The organism is Streptomyces sp. NPDC003023 (assembly GCF_042888225.1).
GTDB lineage: Bacteria > Actinomycetota > Actinomycetes > Streptomycetales > Streptomycetaceae > Streptomyces.
Genome location: NZ_JBIAPL010000004.1, coordinates 560,315 through 576,459, shown reverse-complemented (window position 1 = coordinate 576,459; position 16,145 = coordinate 560,315). Strand labels below are relative to the sequence as shown.

The following is a 16,145-nucleotide window of genomic DNA, read 5'->3' as shown; positions in this document are numbered from 1 at the left end:
CCGGCGATCGTGCCCCGGCCGGCGCACCGCGCGCGCGGGTGGCGACACCGGCGGGCAGGCGGCTTCGGCAGGCGGCACCGCGCGCACGGGTGGGCGACACGCAGGAGAGCAGACGGCACTGAGCGGCCGGCACGAGGCCGTGGCCGCCGCCGTCCGCCGCTCTACGAAACCGCGTTGCGCAGTCCCGCGACGTCCAGTTGCTCCGTCTCGTCGTGTGCGGTCAGGTCGATGACCTTGCCGACCACGCGGGGGCCGCTCACGCGCTGCGCCGCGAGGGCCTCCTCACCCACCACGTCGGCGAGGTCCTCGTGCTGGACGGCCTCGATCGCCTTCTGGGTGCCGGGCGCCTCGATGGCCCTCACGACACCGGGTGCCTCCACGGCCCGGGGCGTCCCGCCGGAACCGGCCGAGGCGCCGTTCGCGCCAGTGCCGCCGGTGCCGCCGGCCGCCGTGACGCCTGTCGCGGCGCCGCCGTTGCCCGTCCCGAAGAAGTCGAAGCCACCCTCCGGCCGCTTCACCCGCGAGCGCCGGCCGTAAGGAACGATCGCCGCGGCGGCCGGGACCGCGCGACGGGCCGGGAGGGCGGACGACGGGCGCACATGCTGCTCGGCCCCGGCGCCCGCCGCGTGCTTCCCCTGCGGCTCGTCAGCCTCCTGTGCCCGTTCCGCGAGGTCCCGGCGGCGGGCCTCCTCGACGGTACGTCTGGCCTCCTGCGCCGCACCGTTGCGCGACAGGTCCTCCAGTGCCTTGGCGGCACGCAGGAACGTGGAGGGCGTCGGCGTGGAACCGGCGGGCAGCAACGCCTTCGCCGGTGCGGCCGCCTCGATCGCGAGCTGTCTGCGACCTTCCAGGGCGCTGGCCCGCTCGGTCTCCGCGGTCGCGTACCGCCGCAGCAGCGCCGCGTGTTCGTTCCGCAGGGCGGCGAGCTCGACCCGCTTGGCACGGAGCTTCGCGTCGAGCTTGAGGCGCAGCTCGCGTGACTCCTCGACGTCCGCCTCCAGCTCGGCGGTGCGCTCCTCGGCCTTCCACTGGTCGCTCGCGCGCCCGCGCGTCAGCTCGGCGACCCTGCGCCCGGCGCTGCGGTCCCAACTGCGCATCAGGACGGCCCCGGTGACGGCGGCGGCCGCCGCGGCCGCGACCAGCACACGCAGAACCACCGCATCGCCGACGAACCACGCGCCGGAGGCACACAGAACCGACGCTCCGGCAACCGCCGAGGGGGGCAGCAGCTTGTGCAGGGGTGGGGAATGACGGTGGCGTCCTCGTGGCATGGCCAGAAATTTACCGTGCGTAGACAGCGAATGGGGTCTCGGCCCGGCAAATCTCTTCCCTTTGAACGCCGGGCCGTCCCGCGGCTACTTCCGCAGCAGTCCCTCGGACTCCAGATATGCCTTCGCGACATCCTCGGGCTTCGCCCGTTCCGCGTCCACCTTGCGGTTCAACTCTGCAAGATCATCTGTGGTCAGCACCTTGGTGAGAGCCGCGAGGACATCGGCGATCTCCTGACTGCCGGCGTCCTTCGCATTGACGACAGGAAGGATGTTGTCCGCGTTCTGGAGCTTCTTGTCGTCCTCCAGGACCACCAGGTCGTAGCCCGCGAGCGTGCCGTCGGTGGTGGAGGTGAGCACCATCTGGTTGGCGCCGTCCTGGACGGACTGCTTGGCCTGCGGGGTCCCCACACCCTTCGGGTCGATGCCCGCCACGTCGATGCCGTAGGTCTTCTTCAGACCCGGCGCGCAGAACGGCCGAACCTCGCACTCGTCACCGGCGGCGATCTTCACTTTCAGCTTCGACGCGCCGAGATCGGAAAGCGTCTTGAGCTTGTTCTTCGTGGCGAATTCCTTCGAGACGGCGAAGGCGTTCTGGTCGACGGCCTCTCCGCCGGGCAGCACCTTGAGCCCGATCGGCTCCGCGAGCTCGGTGAGCGCCTTCACGGTCGAGCCGACATCACCCGACGCGACGGGCTTCTCCTCGGGTGCCTTCGGCCCGTTCACCTTCGCGTTCAGGAATTCGGCGAGCGTCGCCGCGTATTCCGGCACGACGTCGATCTCGCCCTTCTCCAGGGACGGTTCGTACAGCTCGCGGTTCTTCACCGTGGTGATCGACGTCTTGTACCCGGCGTCGCCCAGCAGCTGTGCGTAGAGCTCGGCGAGCACCTTGGACTCCGTGAACGCGGCCGCACCGACGACGAGCGTGCCCTTCTTCCCGGATCCGCTGCCGGACGCGGAGCCGGCCTTCTCCTTCTCCAGGGATTCACCGCCGCACGCGGCGAGGGAACCCGTCAGGGCCACCACACCGAGTACCGCACCCGCGATGCGCGAGGTCTTGCTCATCAGGTTCTCCGTCCACAGCGACATGGAAAGCGACATAAGGGGTTGCACGTGAGCTCAGCCGGGCGACGGCACGGACTTGCGCAAGGGACTCAGCAGCCGGTCCGCGGCCACCAGCGCCCCTTCCACGAGCAGCGCCAGCAGCGCCGCGAGCAGTGCGCCCGCGACCACCTGCGGGGTGTTGTAGGTGTTGAACCCGGCGGTGATGATGCGGCCGAGGCCGCCCTGCCCGACCATCGAGGCGATCGTGGCCGTGGCCACCACCTGGACGGCGGCCGACCTGAGTCCGGTCATCAGCAGCGGATACGCGAGGGGCAGCTCGACCCGTGCGAAGACCTGGCCGCCCGACATGCCCATCCCCCGCGCGGCCTCCACCACCGCCCGGTCGACCTCGCGCATGCCCACGTAGGCGTTGGTCAGCAGCGGCGGCACGGCGAACAGCACCAACGCGATGATCGTCGGCACGTAACCGGCGCTGCGCAGCGGTGTCAGCATGAAGAGAGCGAGGACCGCGAAGACGGGCACGGCCCGCCCCGCGTTGGAGATGTTGACCGCGAGGGCGCCGCCCCTGCCGATGTGCCCGAGCCACAGCGCGATCGGCAGTGCGATCGCGCAGGCCAGCACGAGGGAGACCCCGCTGACGTAGAGATGCTCGCCGAGCCGGTGCCAGGCACCGCCCTCCCCGGCCCAGTTGGAACCGGTGGTGAGCCAGGTCCACGCGCCGGTGACCGCGCCCATCAGGCCTTCGCCTCCGTCGTACGTATCCGGGTCCAGGGGGTGAGCAGCCGCTGAGCGCCGAGAAGCAGCAGATCGGCGACCGCCGCGAGCAGCACGCACAGCACGGACGCGGTCAGCACCTGCGCCTTGAACGTGGTCTGCACCCCGTCGTCGATGAGGTTGCCCAGGCCGCCCTTGCCGACGAGCGCGCCCACTGTCGTCAGAGCGACCGTCGACACGGTCGCGATCCGGATGCCGGCCATCAGGGCCGGCAGGGCGAGAGGCAGTTCCACCTCCCACAGCATCCTCGCCGGGCCGTAACCCATGCCGCGGGCGGCCTCACGCGCCTCCGCGGGCACCGCCTCCAGCCCGGCCATGATGTTGCGCACGAGAATGGTCAGGGAGTAGAGCACGAGTCCGGTCACCACAAGGGCCGCGGACAGCCCGAAGAACGGCAGCAGCAGCGAGAACATGGCCAGCGAAGGGATCGTGTAGAGCAGCGTGGTGAGCCCCAGCACCGGACCGGCGAACCGCGGCCTGGCGCGGGCCAGCAGCGCCAGCGGGAAGGCGACCGCCAGCCCGATGAGCACCGACACGACGGTGATCCAGACATGCTGGACGGTCGCTTCGGTCAGCTCCTGGCTGCGGGTACGGAGGTACTCGCCGCAGATCCAGTCGTTCGCCGCGAGGCAGCTCTGCGCCGCGCGCTCCGTACTCGCCCACCCCGTAATCATCCACTCCCACCTCCCCCGTGACGCGGAACGTATGTCCGTGACCGTCCTTCGACCATATCCCCGGGCACCGACAATCCCCCAGGACCGCCACATTGCAGCAACATGGCTTTCACACGGCACGCGTCACAATGGGGAGTCATGATCCGATTCGAGCACGTCACCAAGCGGTACCCGGACGGCACCACGGCTGTGGACGATCTCTCGTTCGAGGTCGCGGAGGGTGAACTGGTCACGCTCGTCGGACCGTCCGGCTGCGGCAAGACGACCACGATGAAGATGGTCAACCGGCTCATCGAACCGAGCAGCGGCCGGATCCACGTGGACGGACGGGACATCGCGGAGACCGACCCGGTCGAACTCCGTCGCCGTATCGGCTACGTGATCCAGCAGGTCGGGCTCTTCCCGCACAAGACGGTCCTGGAGAACACCGCCACCGTCCCCCACCTCCTGGGGGTCAAGCGTGCCAAGAGCCGTGAGCGGGCGGCCGAACTGCTGCACCTGGTCGGCCTCGACCCGTCGGTGTACGGCGACCGGTACCCGGAGCAGCTCTCCGGCGGCCAGCGCCAGCGCGTCGGAGTGGCCCGGGCACTGGCGGCCGACCCGCCGGTGCTGCTGATGGACGAGCCGTTCGGCGCGGTCGACCCGGTCGTACGCGAGCATCTGCAGAACGAGTTCCTGAAGCTCCAGTCGCAGGTCCGCAAGACGGTGCTGTTCGTCACCCATGACATCGAGGAGGCGGTGCGTCTCGGGGACCGCATCGCCGTCTACGGACAGGGCAGGATCGAGCAGTTCGACGCGCCCGCCGCCGTCCTCGGCGCTCCCGCCACCCCGTACGTGGCCGACTTCGTCGGCGCCGACCGCGGGCTCAAGCGGCTGTCCGTCACCCCCATCGAGCCGGAGGACCTGGAACAACCGCCGGTCGTCCACCTCGACGACCCGCTCCCCCGCGACCTCGGCTCCCGCTGGGCCGTCGTCCTGGACGGCGAGGAGAACCTGCACGGCTGGATCTCCGCCGAACGGGCCCGCGGACACGGCGTCGTACGCGACCACGCCCGCCGCATGGAGGCCTGGCTGCCGGTGGGCGCCTCCCTCAAGCAGGCGTTCTCCACGATGCTCCAGCACGACGCGGGCTGGATAGCGGTGATCGACAAGGAGGAGACCGGCCGGTTCCTCGGGGTCCTCACGCCGGCCCGTCTGCACGAGGCGCTGCGCCGCTCGATCGACGCGGACGCCCAGGACATCGCCCGTGCGGAGGTCGCCCTGGAGTCCATCGGGACGGTCCCGCCGGCCGGCCCGGTCAGGAAGCGCTGAGCCGGCCCGATCAGGAAGCGCTGAGCCGGCCGCCGAGCCACTCCAGGGCGGGCGGGATCTCACGCCGCCAGGTGTTGAAGTTGTGGCCGCCGCTGTCGAGCACGATCGAGGAAACGCGCGCCGGTGACTTCACCTTGCTGATGAAGGCCTGCGTCGCCCTGAGGTTGTTCTCGCCCTGCTCGGAGGTGGTGACGAGGAACGACGACCTGCCCTGCGGCAGATGGTCCAGGCTCCACAGCAGGTCGGCACGCCTGCGCTTCCGGTCGTCGCCGTGGAAGAGGTCACCGGTCGTCGGATCTTCCGCCGCCTTGTAGTAGGCGGACAGACCGATGCCCGCCGAGTACCGCTCAGGATGGTGCAGCGCGATCTTCAGCGCGCAGTACCCCCCGGTGGAGTTGCCGATGACGCCCCAGTTGCGCGCGTGCGTACCCACCCGATAGGTCCCGGCGACAGCTTTCGGCAGGTCCTGTGCGAAGAACGTCTCCGTCTGCGGCCCTCCGGGCACGTCCACGCATTCCGTGTCCCGCGGCGGCGCGACCGTCGGCCGCAGCATCACCAGGATCATCGGCTGTGCCCGCCCGCTCGTCACCTGGTCCAGAGCGGTCCTCGGGTACTTCAGCCCCTTGAGCAGGTTCTCCGCGGTCCCCGGGTATCCCGTCAGTACGACGGCGGCCGGAAACGAGCGGTTCCGGTGTTCCTCGCGGAAGTACTCCGGAGGCAGATAGACATAGGCCGGGCTGTCTATCCCCGACTTCTCGCCCGACAGGACCACCTTGTGGATCTGGCCGGCCTTCGTCGGCTGCGAGCCGCCGGGGACATCCGGCCTGCGCTTCTCCACGATCCTGAGATGGGTTCCGGCCGAGTGGTCCACGACGACGCCCATGTCCTGCTCCTGCCCGAAGAGGTCGGCCCAGGAGCCGTAGAACAGGAAGGAGTTGTTCGCCGCGAGACCCACCGCGGCGAACAGCGAGAGCTGGGTGGCGAGCAGCAGACCCACGCGTCCGGCCACCGCACGCGGCCCGCGCCGGGCCAGCCTCGGCCACAGCCACACGGTGGCGGCGAACAGCAGCACCGCCACGAGGACGGCCAAGGCCAGAACTTTGTTGCTGGTCAGACCCATGAGTCGGGTACGCCTTCCGGTTCACGAATTTCCGATGCCGATGAACCCGCCCCACCGAAGTGCCGTCCTAGTGAGCGCGAATCGTCCGGGCCGACCGACCTGAGGCCTTGGACACGGATCATCCGGAATCACGGGAACAGCGGGAAGCGATGTCTGCAACGGTAGATGGGGACAAATCAGGATCGGTTCCGAATCGGGTGCGCCGCGTACTGCGCGGACCGCGGCCCGAGACGGTGCCGGCAATGGTCGGCACGGCCTGCACGTTCGTCGGCCTGCTCGACATCGCTGCCGGGATCTTCCCGCGCTTCCGGCACAGCCGGATGCACGCGCTCGCCGAGGTGCTGCCCGGCGCCACCGGACCCTTCGCGGCGGCGCTGTCGCTGAGCGCGGGCATGCTTCTGCTGCTGCTCGCGCACGGCATCAAGCGCCACAAGCGCCGGGCCTGGCGGGCCGCCGTCGTCCTGCTCCCCGCAGGGGCGGCCGCTCAGTTCGTCTACCGGCACTCCGTCATCGGAGTCCTGCTCTCCCTCGCACTGCTGGCCCTGCTGCTGCGCCACCGCGGCGAGTTCGCCGCCCTTCCCGACCCTCGCAGCCGCTGGCGCGCTCTCGCCAACTTCGTGCTCATGGGGGCCGGTTCACTGGGTCTGGGTCTGGTGATCGTCAGCGCCCACCCGGGAAGGACCGTCGGCAGCCCCGGTCTCACCGACCGCCTGGAACACGTCATCTACGGGCTCTTCGGCTTCGAAGGCCCCGTCTCCTACTCCGACGGCGTCTCCTGGACCGTCGGTTACTGCCTCGGCGCACTCGGCCTGCTCACCGCCGTCACCACCATCTACCTCGCCTTCCGGCCCGAACACCCCGCAGCCCGCCTCACCCAGGACGACGAGCGCCGACTGCGCGATCTGCTCACCGTCCACGGCGGCCGCGACTCGCTCGGCCACTTCGCGCTCCGCCGCGACAAGGCCGTCGTCTTCTCGCCCAGCGGCAAGGCCGCCGTCTGCTACCGCGTCGTCTCCGGCGTGATGCTGGCCAGCGGCGACCCCATCGGCGACGTCGAGGCATGGCCCGGTGCCATCGAGCGCTTCATGGACGAGGCGAAGGCACACTCCTGGACGCCGGCCGTGATCGGCTGCTCCGAGACCGGTGGCGAGGTCTGGACCCGCGAGACCGGCCTCGACGCACTGGAACTCGGCGACGAGGCGGTGGTGGACGTCGCGGATTTCTCGCTCACCGGGCGCGCGATGCGCAACGTGCGCCAAATGGTGAAGCGCATCGAAAGGGGTGGCTACTCGACCCGCGTACGCCGCGCCAGTGACCTCACCGAGGACGAGGTCCAGCAACTGCGCCGCGCCGCCGCCGACTGGCGCGGCACCGACACCGAGCGCGGATTCTCGATGGCGCTGGGCCGGATCGGCGACCCGGCCGACGGTGATGCCGTGATCGCGACCGCACACCGCGGCGACGAGAGCGGGACGTCCCCGCACGGAGACCTGAAGGCCGTCATCCATTTCGTCCCGTGGGGCCGGGACGGCATGTCGCTGGAGCTGATGCGCCGGGACCGGTCCGCCGACCCGGGCATGAACGAACTGCTGATCGTCGCCGCCCTGCAGGCCGCGCCCGACCTCGGGGTCGAGCGGGTCTCACTCAATTTCGCCATGTTCCGCTCCGCGCTGGCCCGGGGGGAGAAGATCGGCGCGGGCCCGGTGCTGCGGATGTGGCGGGGACTGCTCGTCTTCCTGTCCCGCTGGTTCCAGATCGAGTCGCTGTACAAGTTCAACGCCAAGTTCCGGCCCCGCTGGGAGCCCCGTTTCGTGGTCTTCCCCAGCACCCGCGACCTGCCTCGCATCGGCTTCGCCGCGATGCAGGCCGAGGGCTTCGTCAGCCTCGCGCTGCCCCGCCTCTTCGGCCGGAGCCGCCCCGCGCCCGCTCCCCGCCCCTGCGCGCACCTGGTCCCGCAGGCGGAAGCGCGCGAGGCCCGCGCCGCGTAGTGCGGCCGCGGGTCGAGCGGGACTGCGGCCCGGCCCGGCAGAGCCGCGAGCCGGGCTCGTGCGGCAGTGTCATGGGCGCCGCCCGTACGGGCCTAGGCTGGGTTCCATGAGTACGTTGCGCGGACGGGGCACGGCCGACGGCCTGCCGGAGTGGGATCGCTGTGCGGTCATGGGAGTCGTCAATGTGACACCGGACTCCTTCTCCGACGGGGGGCGCTGGTTCGACACCACGGCCGCGATCAAGCGCGGCCTCGGCCTGGTCGACCAGGGCGCCGACCTCATCGACGTCGGCGGCGAGTCCACCCGGCCCGGCGCCAGCCGGGTCGACGAGGACGAGGAGCTCCGCCGGGTCGTCCCCGTCGTGCGGGGCCTCGCCTCCGAAGGCGTCACCGTCTCGGTGGACACCATGCGCGCCTGCGTGGCGGAGCAGGCGGTCGCGGCGGGCGCGGTGCTCGTCAACGACGTCAGCGGCGGCCTGGCCGACCCCGGGATGGTCCCGGTCGTGGCCGCGACGGGGGCCCCGTTCGTCGTCATGCACTGGCGGGGCTTCAGCGAGGACATGAACAGCCGTGCGGTGTACGGCGACGTGGTCGCCGACGTGGTCGCGGAGCTGCGCGCCCGTATGGAGGCCGTCGTCGAGGGCGGGATCCCGCCCGAGCGCATCGTCATCGACCCCGGTCTCGGCTTCGCCAAGGAGGCCGAGCACGACCTCGCCCTCGTCGCACACCTCGCGGACCTGCGGGCGCTCGGCCGGCCCGTACTCGTGGCCGCTTCCCGGAAGCGCTTCCTCGGCCGTGTACTGGCCGAGGAAGGGGCCCCTCCGCCGGCCCGTGAGAGGGACGCCGCCACCGCCGCCGTCTCTGCCATCGCGGCCCATGAGGGCGCCTGGGCGGTCCGTGTCCACGAGGTACGTGCCACGGCCGACGCCGTACGGGTCGCGCGGGCCGTAGCGGGCGCCCGGTGAGCCTGACCGACACCGAGCTCGTGGAGCAGGCGAACACCGCCTTCTACGAGACGATGGAGCGGGGCGACTTCGACCAGCTGTCCGACCTCTGGCTGAACGACGGCGTCTCCTGCATCCACCCCGGCTGGCCGGTCCTCACGGGACGCGGCGAGGTGCTCCGCTCGTACGCGCTGATCATGGCCAACACCGAGTACATCCAGTTCTTCCTCACCGACGTGAAGGTGGACGTGGCCGGTGACACGGCGCTGGTGACCTGCACGGAGAACATCCTCAGCGGCGGCCCCGCAGAGGACGGCGGCGAACTCGGGCCGCTGGTCGGACAGCTCGTCGTCGCCACCAATGTGTTCCGTCGCACACCGGAGGGCTGGAAGATCTGGTCGCACCACGGCTCGCCCGTACTGACGGAAACAGACGGTGAAGAGGACGAGAACAGCCCCTCGTAAGTGGGTACGAACCCGATGAGGGGTTCGGTGGCACCCTTCCGCGGGTATACGCGGCTACCAGCCTCATGTGAGCCGTCCACGGCCCCCGTGGGCAGGTTGTGTCGGTGCCCGCAGGTAGATTCGAACGCGGGCACCGAGCCATCCGCACGTGGCCGCGTGCCCGCAGACCTACAGAAGCAGGAGTGATTCGCGTGGATCGTGTCGCGCTGCGCGGCCTCAAGGCCCGTGGGCACCACGGCGTCTTCCCCAAGGAGCGGGACGAGGGCCAGACCTTCATCGTCGACCTGGTACTCGGTCTGGACACCCGCCCCGCGGCGGCCGACGACGACCTGGTGAAGACCGTCCACTACGGCGTGGTGGCGGAGGAGGTCGTCGCCGTCGTGGAGGGCGACCCGGTCGATCTGATCGAGACGCTGGCGGAGCGGATCGCCCAGGTATGCCTCAAGCACGACGTCGTGGAGGAGGTCCAGGTGGTGGTGCACAAGCCGGACGCCCCGATCACGGTGCCCTTCGACGATGTCACCGTCACGATCACCCGGAGCCGAGTATGAACCAGGCAGCAAGCGACCCGACCGTGCAGCCGGTGCCGTCCTCCGTCACGGAGCAGGTCGATGCCGCCGACGTCACCCTGTCCAACCCCAAGGACGCCGTCCTCTCCCTCGGCTCCAACCTCGGCAACCGCCTGGAGACCCTGCAGGGCGCCATCGACGCCCTCGAGGACACGCCGGGCCTGCGCGTGAAAGCCGTCTCACCGGTGTACGAGACCGAGCCGTGGGGCGTCGACCCCGGCAGCCAGCCCTCGTACTTCAACGCGGTGGTCGTGATCAGGACGACACTCCCGCCGTCGTCCCTCCTCGAGCGCGGTCAGGCCATCGAGGAGGCCTTCGACCGCGTCCGCGACGAGCGCTGGGGCCCGCGCACCATCGACGTCGACATCGTGGCCTACGCGGACGTCGTTTCGGACGACCCCACCCTCACGCTGCCGCACCCCCGCGCCCATCAGCGGGCCTTCGTGCTCGCCCCGTGGCACGACGTCGAGCCGGAGGCACAGCTGCCGGGCCGCGGCGCGGTGGCCGAACTGCTCGCCGGTGTGGGCGTCGGCGGCGTCCAGCCGAGGGACGACCTGGAACTGCGCCTGCCCGAGTAGTCGTTAGGCTCGTACGGGACGATCTCGCGCGGGCCGATCTCCCACAGCGGGAGTGAGGTCGAGAGTGACAGGTGAAGGGCGGCTTTCTCGGTGAAGCAACTACGGCTCGGTGTGCTGGCCGGTCTCTTCGCCGCGGCAGGAGTGCTGTCCTGGGGCGGCGCCCGCCTGTGGGACTCACTGGGTACGCTGCCGAGCGTGCCGCTGGCCGCGCCGATCGTGCTGGCGGCCATCGCGGCCGTTCTCGCGGCGACCGCGCTCTCGATCCGCGCCCGGCTGCGCGCCCAGCGCGAACGGCGTCCGGGCGCGAAGGGCGTCGAGCCGCTGATGGCGGCCCGTGCGGTCGTCTTCGGCCAGGCGAGCGCCCTGGTGGTGGCGCTGGTCAGCGGCATGTACGGCGGCACGGGCGTGTTCCTGCTCGGCTCCCTCGACATCCCCGCTCGCCGTGACCAGGCGATCTACGCGGGCTTCGCGGTGCTGGCCGGCGTCGCGGTCATCGCGGCGGCCGTCTTCCTCGAGCGGGTCTGCAAGCTCCCCGAGGACGACGACACCAACGGCGGCGGCGCGGCCCGGGCGCTCTGACGCCTGCTGGGCCACGCGCGTCGGCCTATGTCCGTGGGCGGCGGCTGGTCCGGCTCCGGTCAGCAGAGGACCTCGGCATCGGCCGGACCTCGATCCGTCAGAGCAGCGTGCCGCCCTCGACCTCCGTGGTCGAAAGGATCGTCGACAGCCGGTCCATACGACCGATACTTGCAGCAACTCCCCAGTAAATCGCGGGAGTTGCCACAAGAAGTGCCCTCTGTGCAGCAGGTGGGATCAGCGGGCCATGATGAGGCTCATCGCCTCGTTGCGCGTCGCCGAGTCACGCAGCTGACCGCGGACCGCCGAAGTGATTGTCTTCGCGCCGGGCTTGCGAATACCCCGCATCGACATGCACATGTGCTCGCACTCCACGACCACGATGACGCCCCGCGGCTCGAGAATCTCCATCAGGGAGTCGGCGATCTGCGTGGTCATCCGCTCCTGGACCTGCGGCCGGCGGGCGTAGACGTCCACCAGGCGGGCCAGCTTCGACAGGCCGGTGATCTTGCCGCTCGTCGAAGGGATGTAGCCGACATGAGCGACGCCCCTGAAGGGGACCAGATGATGCTCACAGGTGCTGTACACCTCGATGTCCTTGACCAGCACCATCTCGTCGTGGCCGAGGTCGAACGTCGTCGTCAGGACATCCTCGGGCTGCTGCCACAGCCCGGCGAAAATCTCCTTGTACGCCCGAGCCACCCGCGCAGGCGTCTCGCGCAGCCCTTCGCGGTCCGGGTCCTCGCCGACCGCGATGAGCAGCTCACGGACGGCGTTCTCAGCCCGCTTCTCATCGAACTCGGCGATGGAACCCTCGCCGTCCAGCGTCACCGGGTCGGTCATCTGTGCTGCCTCGATCCTCTGCTCCGATGTGGCGCGAAAACGCCGCGCCTCCCAGGCTAGAACCTGGGAGGCGCGGCGGTCATTCCGGGGCGGGCCGCCCCAGGCGGTAAACCGCCTGGTCAGGCCTCCGGACGCTCCTCGGGAACCGGCTCGGCGGGGGCCTTGGTGACATCGGTCACCGTGGCCGCCGACGACGCGGCACCGTTCGCGGCGCCGTTGGTCAGGGCCAGCTCCTTGGGCGAGAGCACCGGCGGACGCGTGGACGGCGTGCGGCGAGAGGAACCGGTCCACGCCGGACGGGCCGGGCGCTTCACGATCGGGGCGAAGATCTCCGCGATCTCCTCCTTGCCGAGGGTCTCCCTCTCCAGCAGCTGGAGGACCAGGTTGTCGAGGACGTCGCGGTTCTCGACGAGGATCTCCCAGGCCTCGTTGTGCGCGGTCTCGATGAGCTTCTTGACCTCTTCGTCGACCAGCGCCGCGACCTCTTCCGAGTAGTCGCGCGGGTGGGACATCTCGCGACCGAGGAACGGCTCGGTGTTGTCACCGCCGAACTTGATCGCGCCCAGCCGCTCGGTCATGCCGTACTGCGTGACCATCGCCCGGGCCGTGGCGGTGGCCTTCTCGATGTCGTTCGCGGCACCCGTGGTCGGGTCGTGGAAGACGAGCTCCTCGGCCGCGCGCCCGCCCAGCATGTACGCGAGCTGGTCGAGCATCTCGTTGCGCGTGGTCGAGTACTTGTCCTCCTCCGGCAGCACCATCGTGTAACCGAGGGCACGGCCGCGGGAAAGGATCGTGATCTTGTGCACCGGGTCGGAGTTGGGTGAAGCCGCCGCGACCAGGGCGTGACCGCCCTCGTGGTACGCGGTGATCTTCTTCTCCTTGTCCGACATGATCCGGGTCCGCTTCTGCGGGCCCGCCACCACACGGTCGATCGCCTCGTCCAGCGAGTGGTTGTCGATCAGCTTCTTGTCGCTGCGCGCGGTGAGCAGCGCTGCTTCGTTCAGCACGTTCGACAGGTCGGCACCGGTGAAGCCGGGCGTGCGCCGGGCGACGGCGCCCAGATCGACGTCCGGGGCCACCGGCTTGCCCTTCTGGTGAACCTTGAGGATCTCCAGACGGCCCTGCATGTCCGGGCGGTCGACCGCGATCTGCCGGTCGAAGCGGCCAGGGCGCAGCAGTGCCGGGTCGAGGATGTCGGGCCGGTTGGTGGCGGCGATCAGGATGACGCCGCCCTTCACGTCGAAGCCGTCCATCTCGACGAGCAGCTGGTTCAGCGTCTGCTCACGCTCGTCGTGGCCACCGCCGAGGCCCGCGCCACGGTGCCGGCCGACGGCGTCGATCTCGTCGACGAAGACGATCGCCGGGGCGTTGGCCTTGGCCTGCTCGAACAGGTCACGGACCCGGGAGGCACCGACACCGACGAACATCTCGACGAAGTCGGAACCGGAGATCGAGTAGAACGGGACGCCCGCCTCACCGGCGACGGCACGCGCGAGGAGCGTCTTGCCCGTACCGGGCGGGCCGTAGAGCAGCACACCCTTGGGGATCTTGGCGCCTACGGCCTGGAACTTGGCCGGCTCCTGCAGGAACTCCTTGATCTCGTGGAGCTCCTCGACCGCCTCGTCGGACCCCGCCACGTCGGAGAAGGTCGTCTTGGGGGTGTCCTTGGTGATCAGCTTGGCCTTGGACTTCCCGAAGTTCATGACTCGGGAGCCGCCGCCCTGCATCTGATTCATCAGGAACAGGAAGACCACGACGATCAGCACGAAGGGCAGCAGGGAGAGCAGGACCGAGACGAACGGGCTCTGCTTCGACGGCGAGACCGTGTAGCCCTTCTCGATCTCACCGGCCTGGAACTTCTCCTGCAGCTTGTCGGCCAGATCGGCACCCTGGGTGCCGATGTAGCTGGCCTGGACCTTGCTGCTGTTGTCGACCTTCTGGTCCTCCTTGAGCTCGATCTTGATGATCTGCTCGTCACCAGTGGTCAGTTTTGCCTGCTTGACCTGGTTCTTGTCGATCGCCTGGACGACCTTGCCGGTGTCCACCGTCTTGTAGCCGCCGGACGAGCCGACGACCTGCATCAGCACGACCACGGCGAGGACGGCCAGCACGATCCACATGACCGGCCCACGGAAGTATCGCTTCACGTCCATCCATACGGGGCGGTGTCGCCCCGTCCCTCCTGCCCGTAGGTAAATGCTGCTGTGAGAAAAGACAACTGTTCTTCGGACGGTACCTCAGCATGGCCGCCGGGAACCGCCTTCCCCTGCTCCAACGGCGAAAAGGCGGGCTTGGTTCCCCGGCGGGCCTGAGCTTCAGCCTCCGTACACGTGGGGCGCGAGCGTGCCCACGAACGGGAGGTTCCGGTACTTCTCCGCGTAATCCAGTCCGTAACCGACGACGAACTCGTTCGGAATGTCGAAGCCGATCCACTTCACGTCGATCGCGACCTTGGCCGCGTCCGGCTTGCGAAGCAGCGTGCAGACCTCGAGCGAGGCCGGTTCGCGGGAGCCCAGGTTCGACAGCAGCCAGGACAGCGTCAGGCCCGAGTCGATGATGTCCTCGACGATCAGGACGTGCTTGCCCTTGATGTCGGTGTCCAGGTCCTTGAGGATGCGCACCACGCCGGACGACTGCGTGCCCGCGCCGTACGAGGACACGGCCATCCAGTCCATCGTGACGGGGGAGGACAGCGCGCGCGCCAGGTCCGCCATCACCATCACCGCGCCCTTGAGGACTCCGACGATGAGCAGGTCCTTGCCCGCGTACTCTGCGTCGATCTTCGCGGCCAGCTCGACGAGCTTCGCGTCGATCTCTTCCTTGGTGATGAGCACCGACTGAAGGTCGGTGCCCATGTCCTTCTCGTTCACCCGCGTCGCTTTCTCTCGGCGGTTCAGCCTTGCCGAATGACCAGTCTGCCACCCTGGCGTCGCGCCTGGACCCGGCCGGGCAGGTTGATGGCCTGCTGACCACGCCATCCGGTGATGAGCCGGTCGACTTCCTCGACGTGCCGCGCGAAGAGCGAGCCGGCGGGCGCACCGGCCTCGATGGCGGCCCGGCGCAGCACCCGGCGCCGTACGGCGGGGGGCAGGACATGGAGCTTGGCGCAGTCCAGCATGCCGCTGTCGTCCCGTACGGAGGCGTCCGCGTCGGCGGCCCAGCTGTCGAGGGCGTCGGCGTCGTCGCGGGAGAGCTGGGCGGTACGGGCGAGGGCCTCGACGACTCCCTTGCCGAGCGCCTTCTCGAGGGCGGGCAGTCCCTCGTGGCGCAGGCGGGAACGTGTGTACGCCGGGTCGGCGTTGTGCGGGTCGTCCCAGACGGGCAGCGACTGGACCATGCAGGCCTTGCGGGCGGTCTGCCGGTCGATCTGGAGGAAGGGGCGGCGATAGCGGCCCTCGGTGCCCGACACGGCGGCCATCCCGGACAGGGAGCGGATGCCGGAGCCGCGGGCGAGGCCGAGCAGCACGGTCTCGGCCTGGTCGTCGCGGGTGTGGCCGAGGAGGACGGCGGCGGCGCCGTGACGCTCCGCGGCCGCGTCGAGGGCGCCGTAGCGGGCGTCGCGGGCCGCGGCCTCCGGTCCGCCTTCGCGGCCGACCCTGACGGCGACGGCCTCCACGGGGTCGAGCCCGAGTGCGGTGAGGCGGGCGGCGACCTCGGCGGCCCGGCCTGCGGAGCCTTCCTGGAGGCCGTGGTCGACGGTGATGCCGCCGGCGCGCACGGAGAGTTTGCGGGCCTCGAAGGCGAGGGCCGAGGCGAGCGCCATGGAGTCGGCGCCGCCGGAACATGCCACGAGGACGAGCGGGGCTTCACCCGCGGGCGACGGGCCCGGGGCGGAGTGCGCGAAGCGTGCGGCTGATTCCGTCTGGTCGGTGAGTACGTCGTGGAGTACGCGGCGGACCGCCAGGCGTATCGCCGCGACCGCAGGATGGGGACCCATGTCCGGTGCCCTTCATGAACGGTTCGGGAGGGAGG

General features: G+C 70.0%; 16 protein-coding genes. 7 read left to right on the top strand and 9 right to left on the bottom strand.

Annotated features, from left to right (window positions below; genetic code table 11):
• Positions 1-161: 161 nt before the first annotated feature.
• The 4 genes from ACFYV1_RS17770 to ACFYV1_RS17755 all read right to left on the bottom strand — a co-directional run bounded on the left by ACFYV1_RS17770 (position 162) and on the right by ACFYV1_RS17755 (position 3,781).
• Positions 162-1,271 (bottom strand): hypothetical protein, encoded by a 1,110-nt coding sequence (locus ACFYV1_RS17770; RefSeq protein WP_389396387.1) that lies wholly within the window; start codon positions 1,269-1,271, stop codon positions 162-164.
• Positions 1,272-1,355: 84 nt separating this feature from the next.
• Positions 1,356-2,333 carry an ABC transporter substrate-binding protein gene (locus ACFYV1_RS17765; RefSeq protein WP_389396386.1) on the bottom strand — a complete coding sequence of 326 codons (978 nt, stop codon included), beginning with the start codon at positions 2,331-2,333 and terminating at the stop codon, positions 1,356-1,358.
• A 54-nt stretch (positions 2,334-2,387) separates the two neighbouring features.
• Positions 2,388-3,068: an ABC transporter permease gene (locus ACFYV1_RS17760; protein WP_389396385.1), complete on the bottom strand. Its 681-nt coding sequence runs from the start codon at positions 3,066-3,068 to the stop codon at positions 2,388-2,390.
• Positions 3,068-3,781, bottom strand: a complete 714-nt coding sequence (locus ACFYV1_RS17755) for an ABC transporter permease (protein ID WP_389396384.1) — start codon at positions 3,779-3,781, stop codon at positions 3,068-3,070. The genes ACFYV1_RS17760 and ACFYV1_RS17755 overlap by 1 nt, the downstream gene beginning before the upstream one ends.
• Positions 3,782-3,919: 138 nt before the next feature.
• Here ACFYV1_RS17755 and ACFYV1_RS17750 point away from each other — a divergent pair, with 138 nt between their 5' ends.
• Positions 3,920-5,092, top strand: coding sequence for an ABC transporter ATP-binding protein (locus ACFYV1_RS17750; RefSeq protein ID WP_389396383.1), 1,173 nt, complete (start codon positions 3,920-3,922; stop codon positions 5,090-5,092).
• 10 nt (positions 5,093-5,102) lie between these two features.
• Here the strand turns inward: ACFYV1_RS17750 and ACFYV1_RS17745 are convergent, their stop codons facing one another.
• On the bottom strand, positions 5,103-6,212 hold the full coding sequence (locus ACFYV1_RS17745; RefSeq protein ID WP_389396382.1) for an alpha/beta hydrolase: 1,110 nt from the start codon (positions 6,210-6,212) through the stop codon (positions 5,103-5,105).
• 149 nt (positions 6,213-6,361) lie between these two features.
• On the opposite strand from ACFYV1_RS17745, the gene ACFYV1_RS17740 reads away from it, so the two are divergent.
• From ACFYV1_RS17740 to ACFYV1_RS17715, 6 genes are all read left to right on the top strand, one after another.
• The gene (locus tag ACFYV1_RS17740; RefSeq protein WP_389396381.1) at positions 6,362-8,200 is read left to right on the top strand and encodes a phosphatidylglycerol lysyltransferase domain-containing protein; all 1,839 of its coding nucleotides are present in this window, start codon (positions 6,362-6,364) and stop codon (positions 8,198-8,200) included.
• 106 nt (positions 8,201-8,306) lie between these two features.
• Positions 8,307-9,164, top strand: coding sequence for a dihydropteroate synthase (folP, locus tag ACFYV1_RS17735; protein ID WP_389396380.1), 858 nt, complete (start codon positions 8,307-8,309; stop codon positions 9,162-9,164).
• The gene (locus tag ACFYV1_RS17730) at positions 9,161-9,607 is read left to right on the top strand and encodes a nuclear transport factor 2 family protein (protein WP_389396379.1); all 447 of its coding nucleotides are present in this window, start codon (positions 9,161-9,163) and stop codon (positions 9,605-9,607) included. Before folP ends, ACFYV1_RS17730 begins: the two co-directional genes overlap by 4 nt.
• A gap of 191 nt (positions 9,608-9,798) precedes the next feature.
• Entirely contained in the window at positions 9,799-10,158 is a 360-nt protein-coding gene (folB, locus tag ACFYV1_RS17725; protein ID WP_389396378.1) for a dihydroneopterin aldolase, read from the top strand.
• Entirely contained in the window at positions 10,155-10,754 is a 600-nt protein-coding gene (gene folK, locus ACFYV1_RS17720) for a 2-amino-4-hydroxy-6-hydroxymethyldihydropteridine diphosphokinase (protein ID WP_389396377.1), read from the top strand. Before folB ends, folK begins: the two co-directional genes overlap by 4 nt.
• Before the next feature lie 90 nt (positions 10,755-10,844).
• Positions 10,845-11,333 (top strand): DUF3180 domain-containing protein, encoded by a 489-nt coding sequence (locus ACFYV1_RS17715; RefSeq protein ID WP_389396376.1) that lies wholly within the window; start codon positions 10,845-10,847, stop codon positions 11,331-11,333.
• Between the two features lie 234 nt (positions 11,334-11,567).
• Here the strand turns inward: ACFYV1_RS17715 and folE are convergent, their stop codons facing one another.
• The 4 genes from folE to tilS form a co-directional block, all read right to left on the bottom strand.
• Positions 11,568-12,173 (bottom strand): GTP cyclohydrolase I FolE, encoded by a 606-nt coding sequence (folE, locus tag ACFYV1_RS17710; protein WP_389396375.1) that lies wholly within the window; start codon positions 12,171-12,173, stop codon positions 11,568-11,570.
• Positions 12,174-12,292: 119 nt separating this feature from the next.
• Positions 12,293-14,326: an ATP-dependent zinc metalloprotease FtsH gene (gene ftsH / locus ACFYV1_RS17705; RefSeq protein WP_389396374.1), complete on the bottom strand. Its 2,034-nt coding sequence runs from the start codon at positions 14,324-14,326 to the stop codon at positions 12,293-12,295.
• Positions 14,327-14,488: 162 nt separating this feature from the next.
• Entirely contained in the window at positions 14,489-15,028 is a 540-nt protein-coding gene (gene hpt, locus ACFYV1_RS17700; protein ID WP_389396373.1) for a hypoxanthine phosphoribosyltransferase, read from the bottom strand.
• A gap of 38 nt (positions 15,029-15,066) precedes the next feature.
• Positions 15,067-16,110, bottom strand: a complete 1,044-nt coding sequence (gene tilS / locus ACFYV1_RS17695) for a tRNA lysidine(34) synthetase TilS (RefSeq protein ID WP_389396372.1) — start codon at positions 16,108-16,110, stop codon at positions 15,067-15,069.
• Between the last annotated feature and the right edge of the window lie 35 nt (positions 16,111-16,145).

Coding starts and splice junctions, on each gene's coding strand:
- ACFYV1_RS17770 (WP_389396387.1), bottom strand. CDS start 1,271: ATGCCACGAGGACGCCACCGTCATTCCCCACCCCTGCACAAGCTGCTG.
- ACFYV1_RS17765 (WP_389396386.1), bottom strand. CDS start 2,333: ATGAGCAAGACCTCGCGCATCGCGGGTGCGGTACTCGGTGTGGTGGCC.
- ACFYV1_RS17760 (WP_389396385.1), bottom strand. CDS start 3,068: ATGGGCGCGGTCACCGGCGCGTGGACCTGGCTCACCACCGGTTCCAAC.
- ACFYV1_RS17755 (WP_389396384.1), bottom strand. CDS start 3,781: ATGATTACGGGGTGGGCGAGTACGGAGCGCGCGGCGCAGAGCTGCCTC.
- ACFYV1_RS17750 (WP_389396383.1), top strand. CDS start 3,920: ATGATCCGATTCGAGCACGTCACCAAGCGGTACCCGGACGGCACCACG.
- ACFYV1_RS17745 (WP_389396382.1), bottom strand. CDS start 6,212: ATGGGTCTGACCAGCAACAAAGTTCTGGCCTTGGCCGTCCTCGTGGCG.
- ACFYV1_RS17740 (WP_389396381.1), top strand. CDS start 6,362: ATGTCTGCAACGGTAGATGGGGACAAATCAGGATCGGTTCCGAATCGG.
- folP (WP_389396380.1), top strand. CDS start 8,307: ATGAGTACGTTGCGCGGACGGGGCACGGCCGACGGCCTGCCGGAGTGG.
- folK (WP_389396377.1), top strand. CDS start 10,155: ATGAACCAGGCAGCAAGCGACCCGACCGTGCAGCCGGTGCCGTCCTCC.
- folE (WP_389396375.1), bottom strand. CDS start 12,173: ATGACCGACCCGGTGACGCTGGACGGCGAGGGTTCCATCGCCGAGTTC.
- ftsH (WP_389396374.1), bottom strand. CDS start 14,326: ATGGACGTGAAGCGATACTTCCGTGGGCCGGTCATGTGGATCGTGCTG.
- hpt (WP_389396373.1), bottom strand. CDS start 15,028: ATGGGCACCGACCTTCAGTCGGTGCTCATCACCAAGGAAGAGATCGAC.
- tilS (WP_389396372.1), bottom strand. CDS start 16,110: ATGGGTCCCCATCCTGCGGTCGCGGCGATACGCCTGGCGGTCCGCCGC.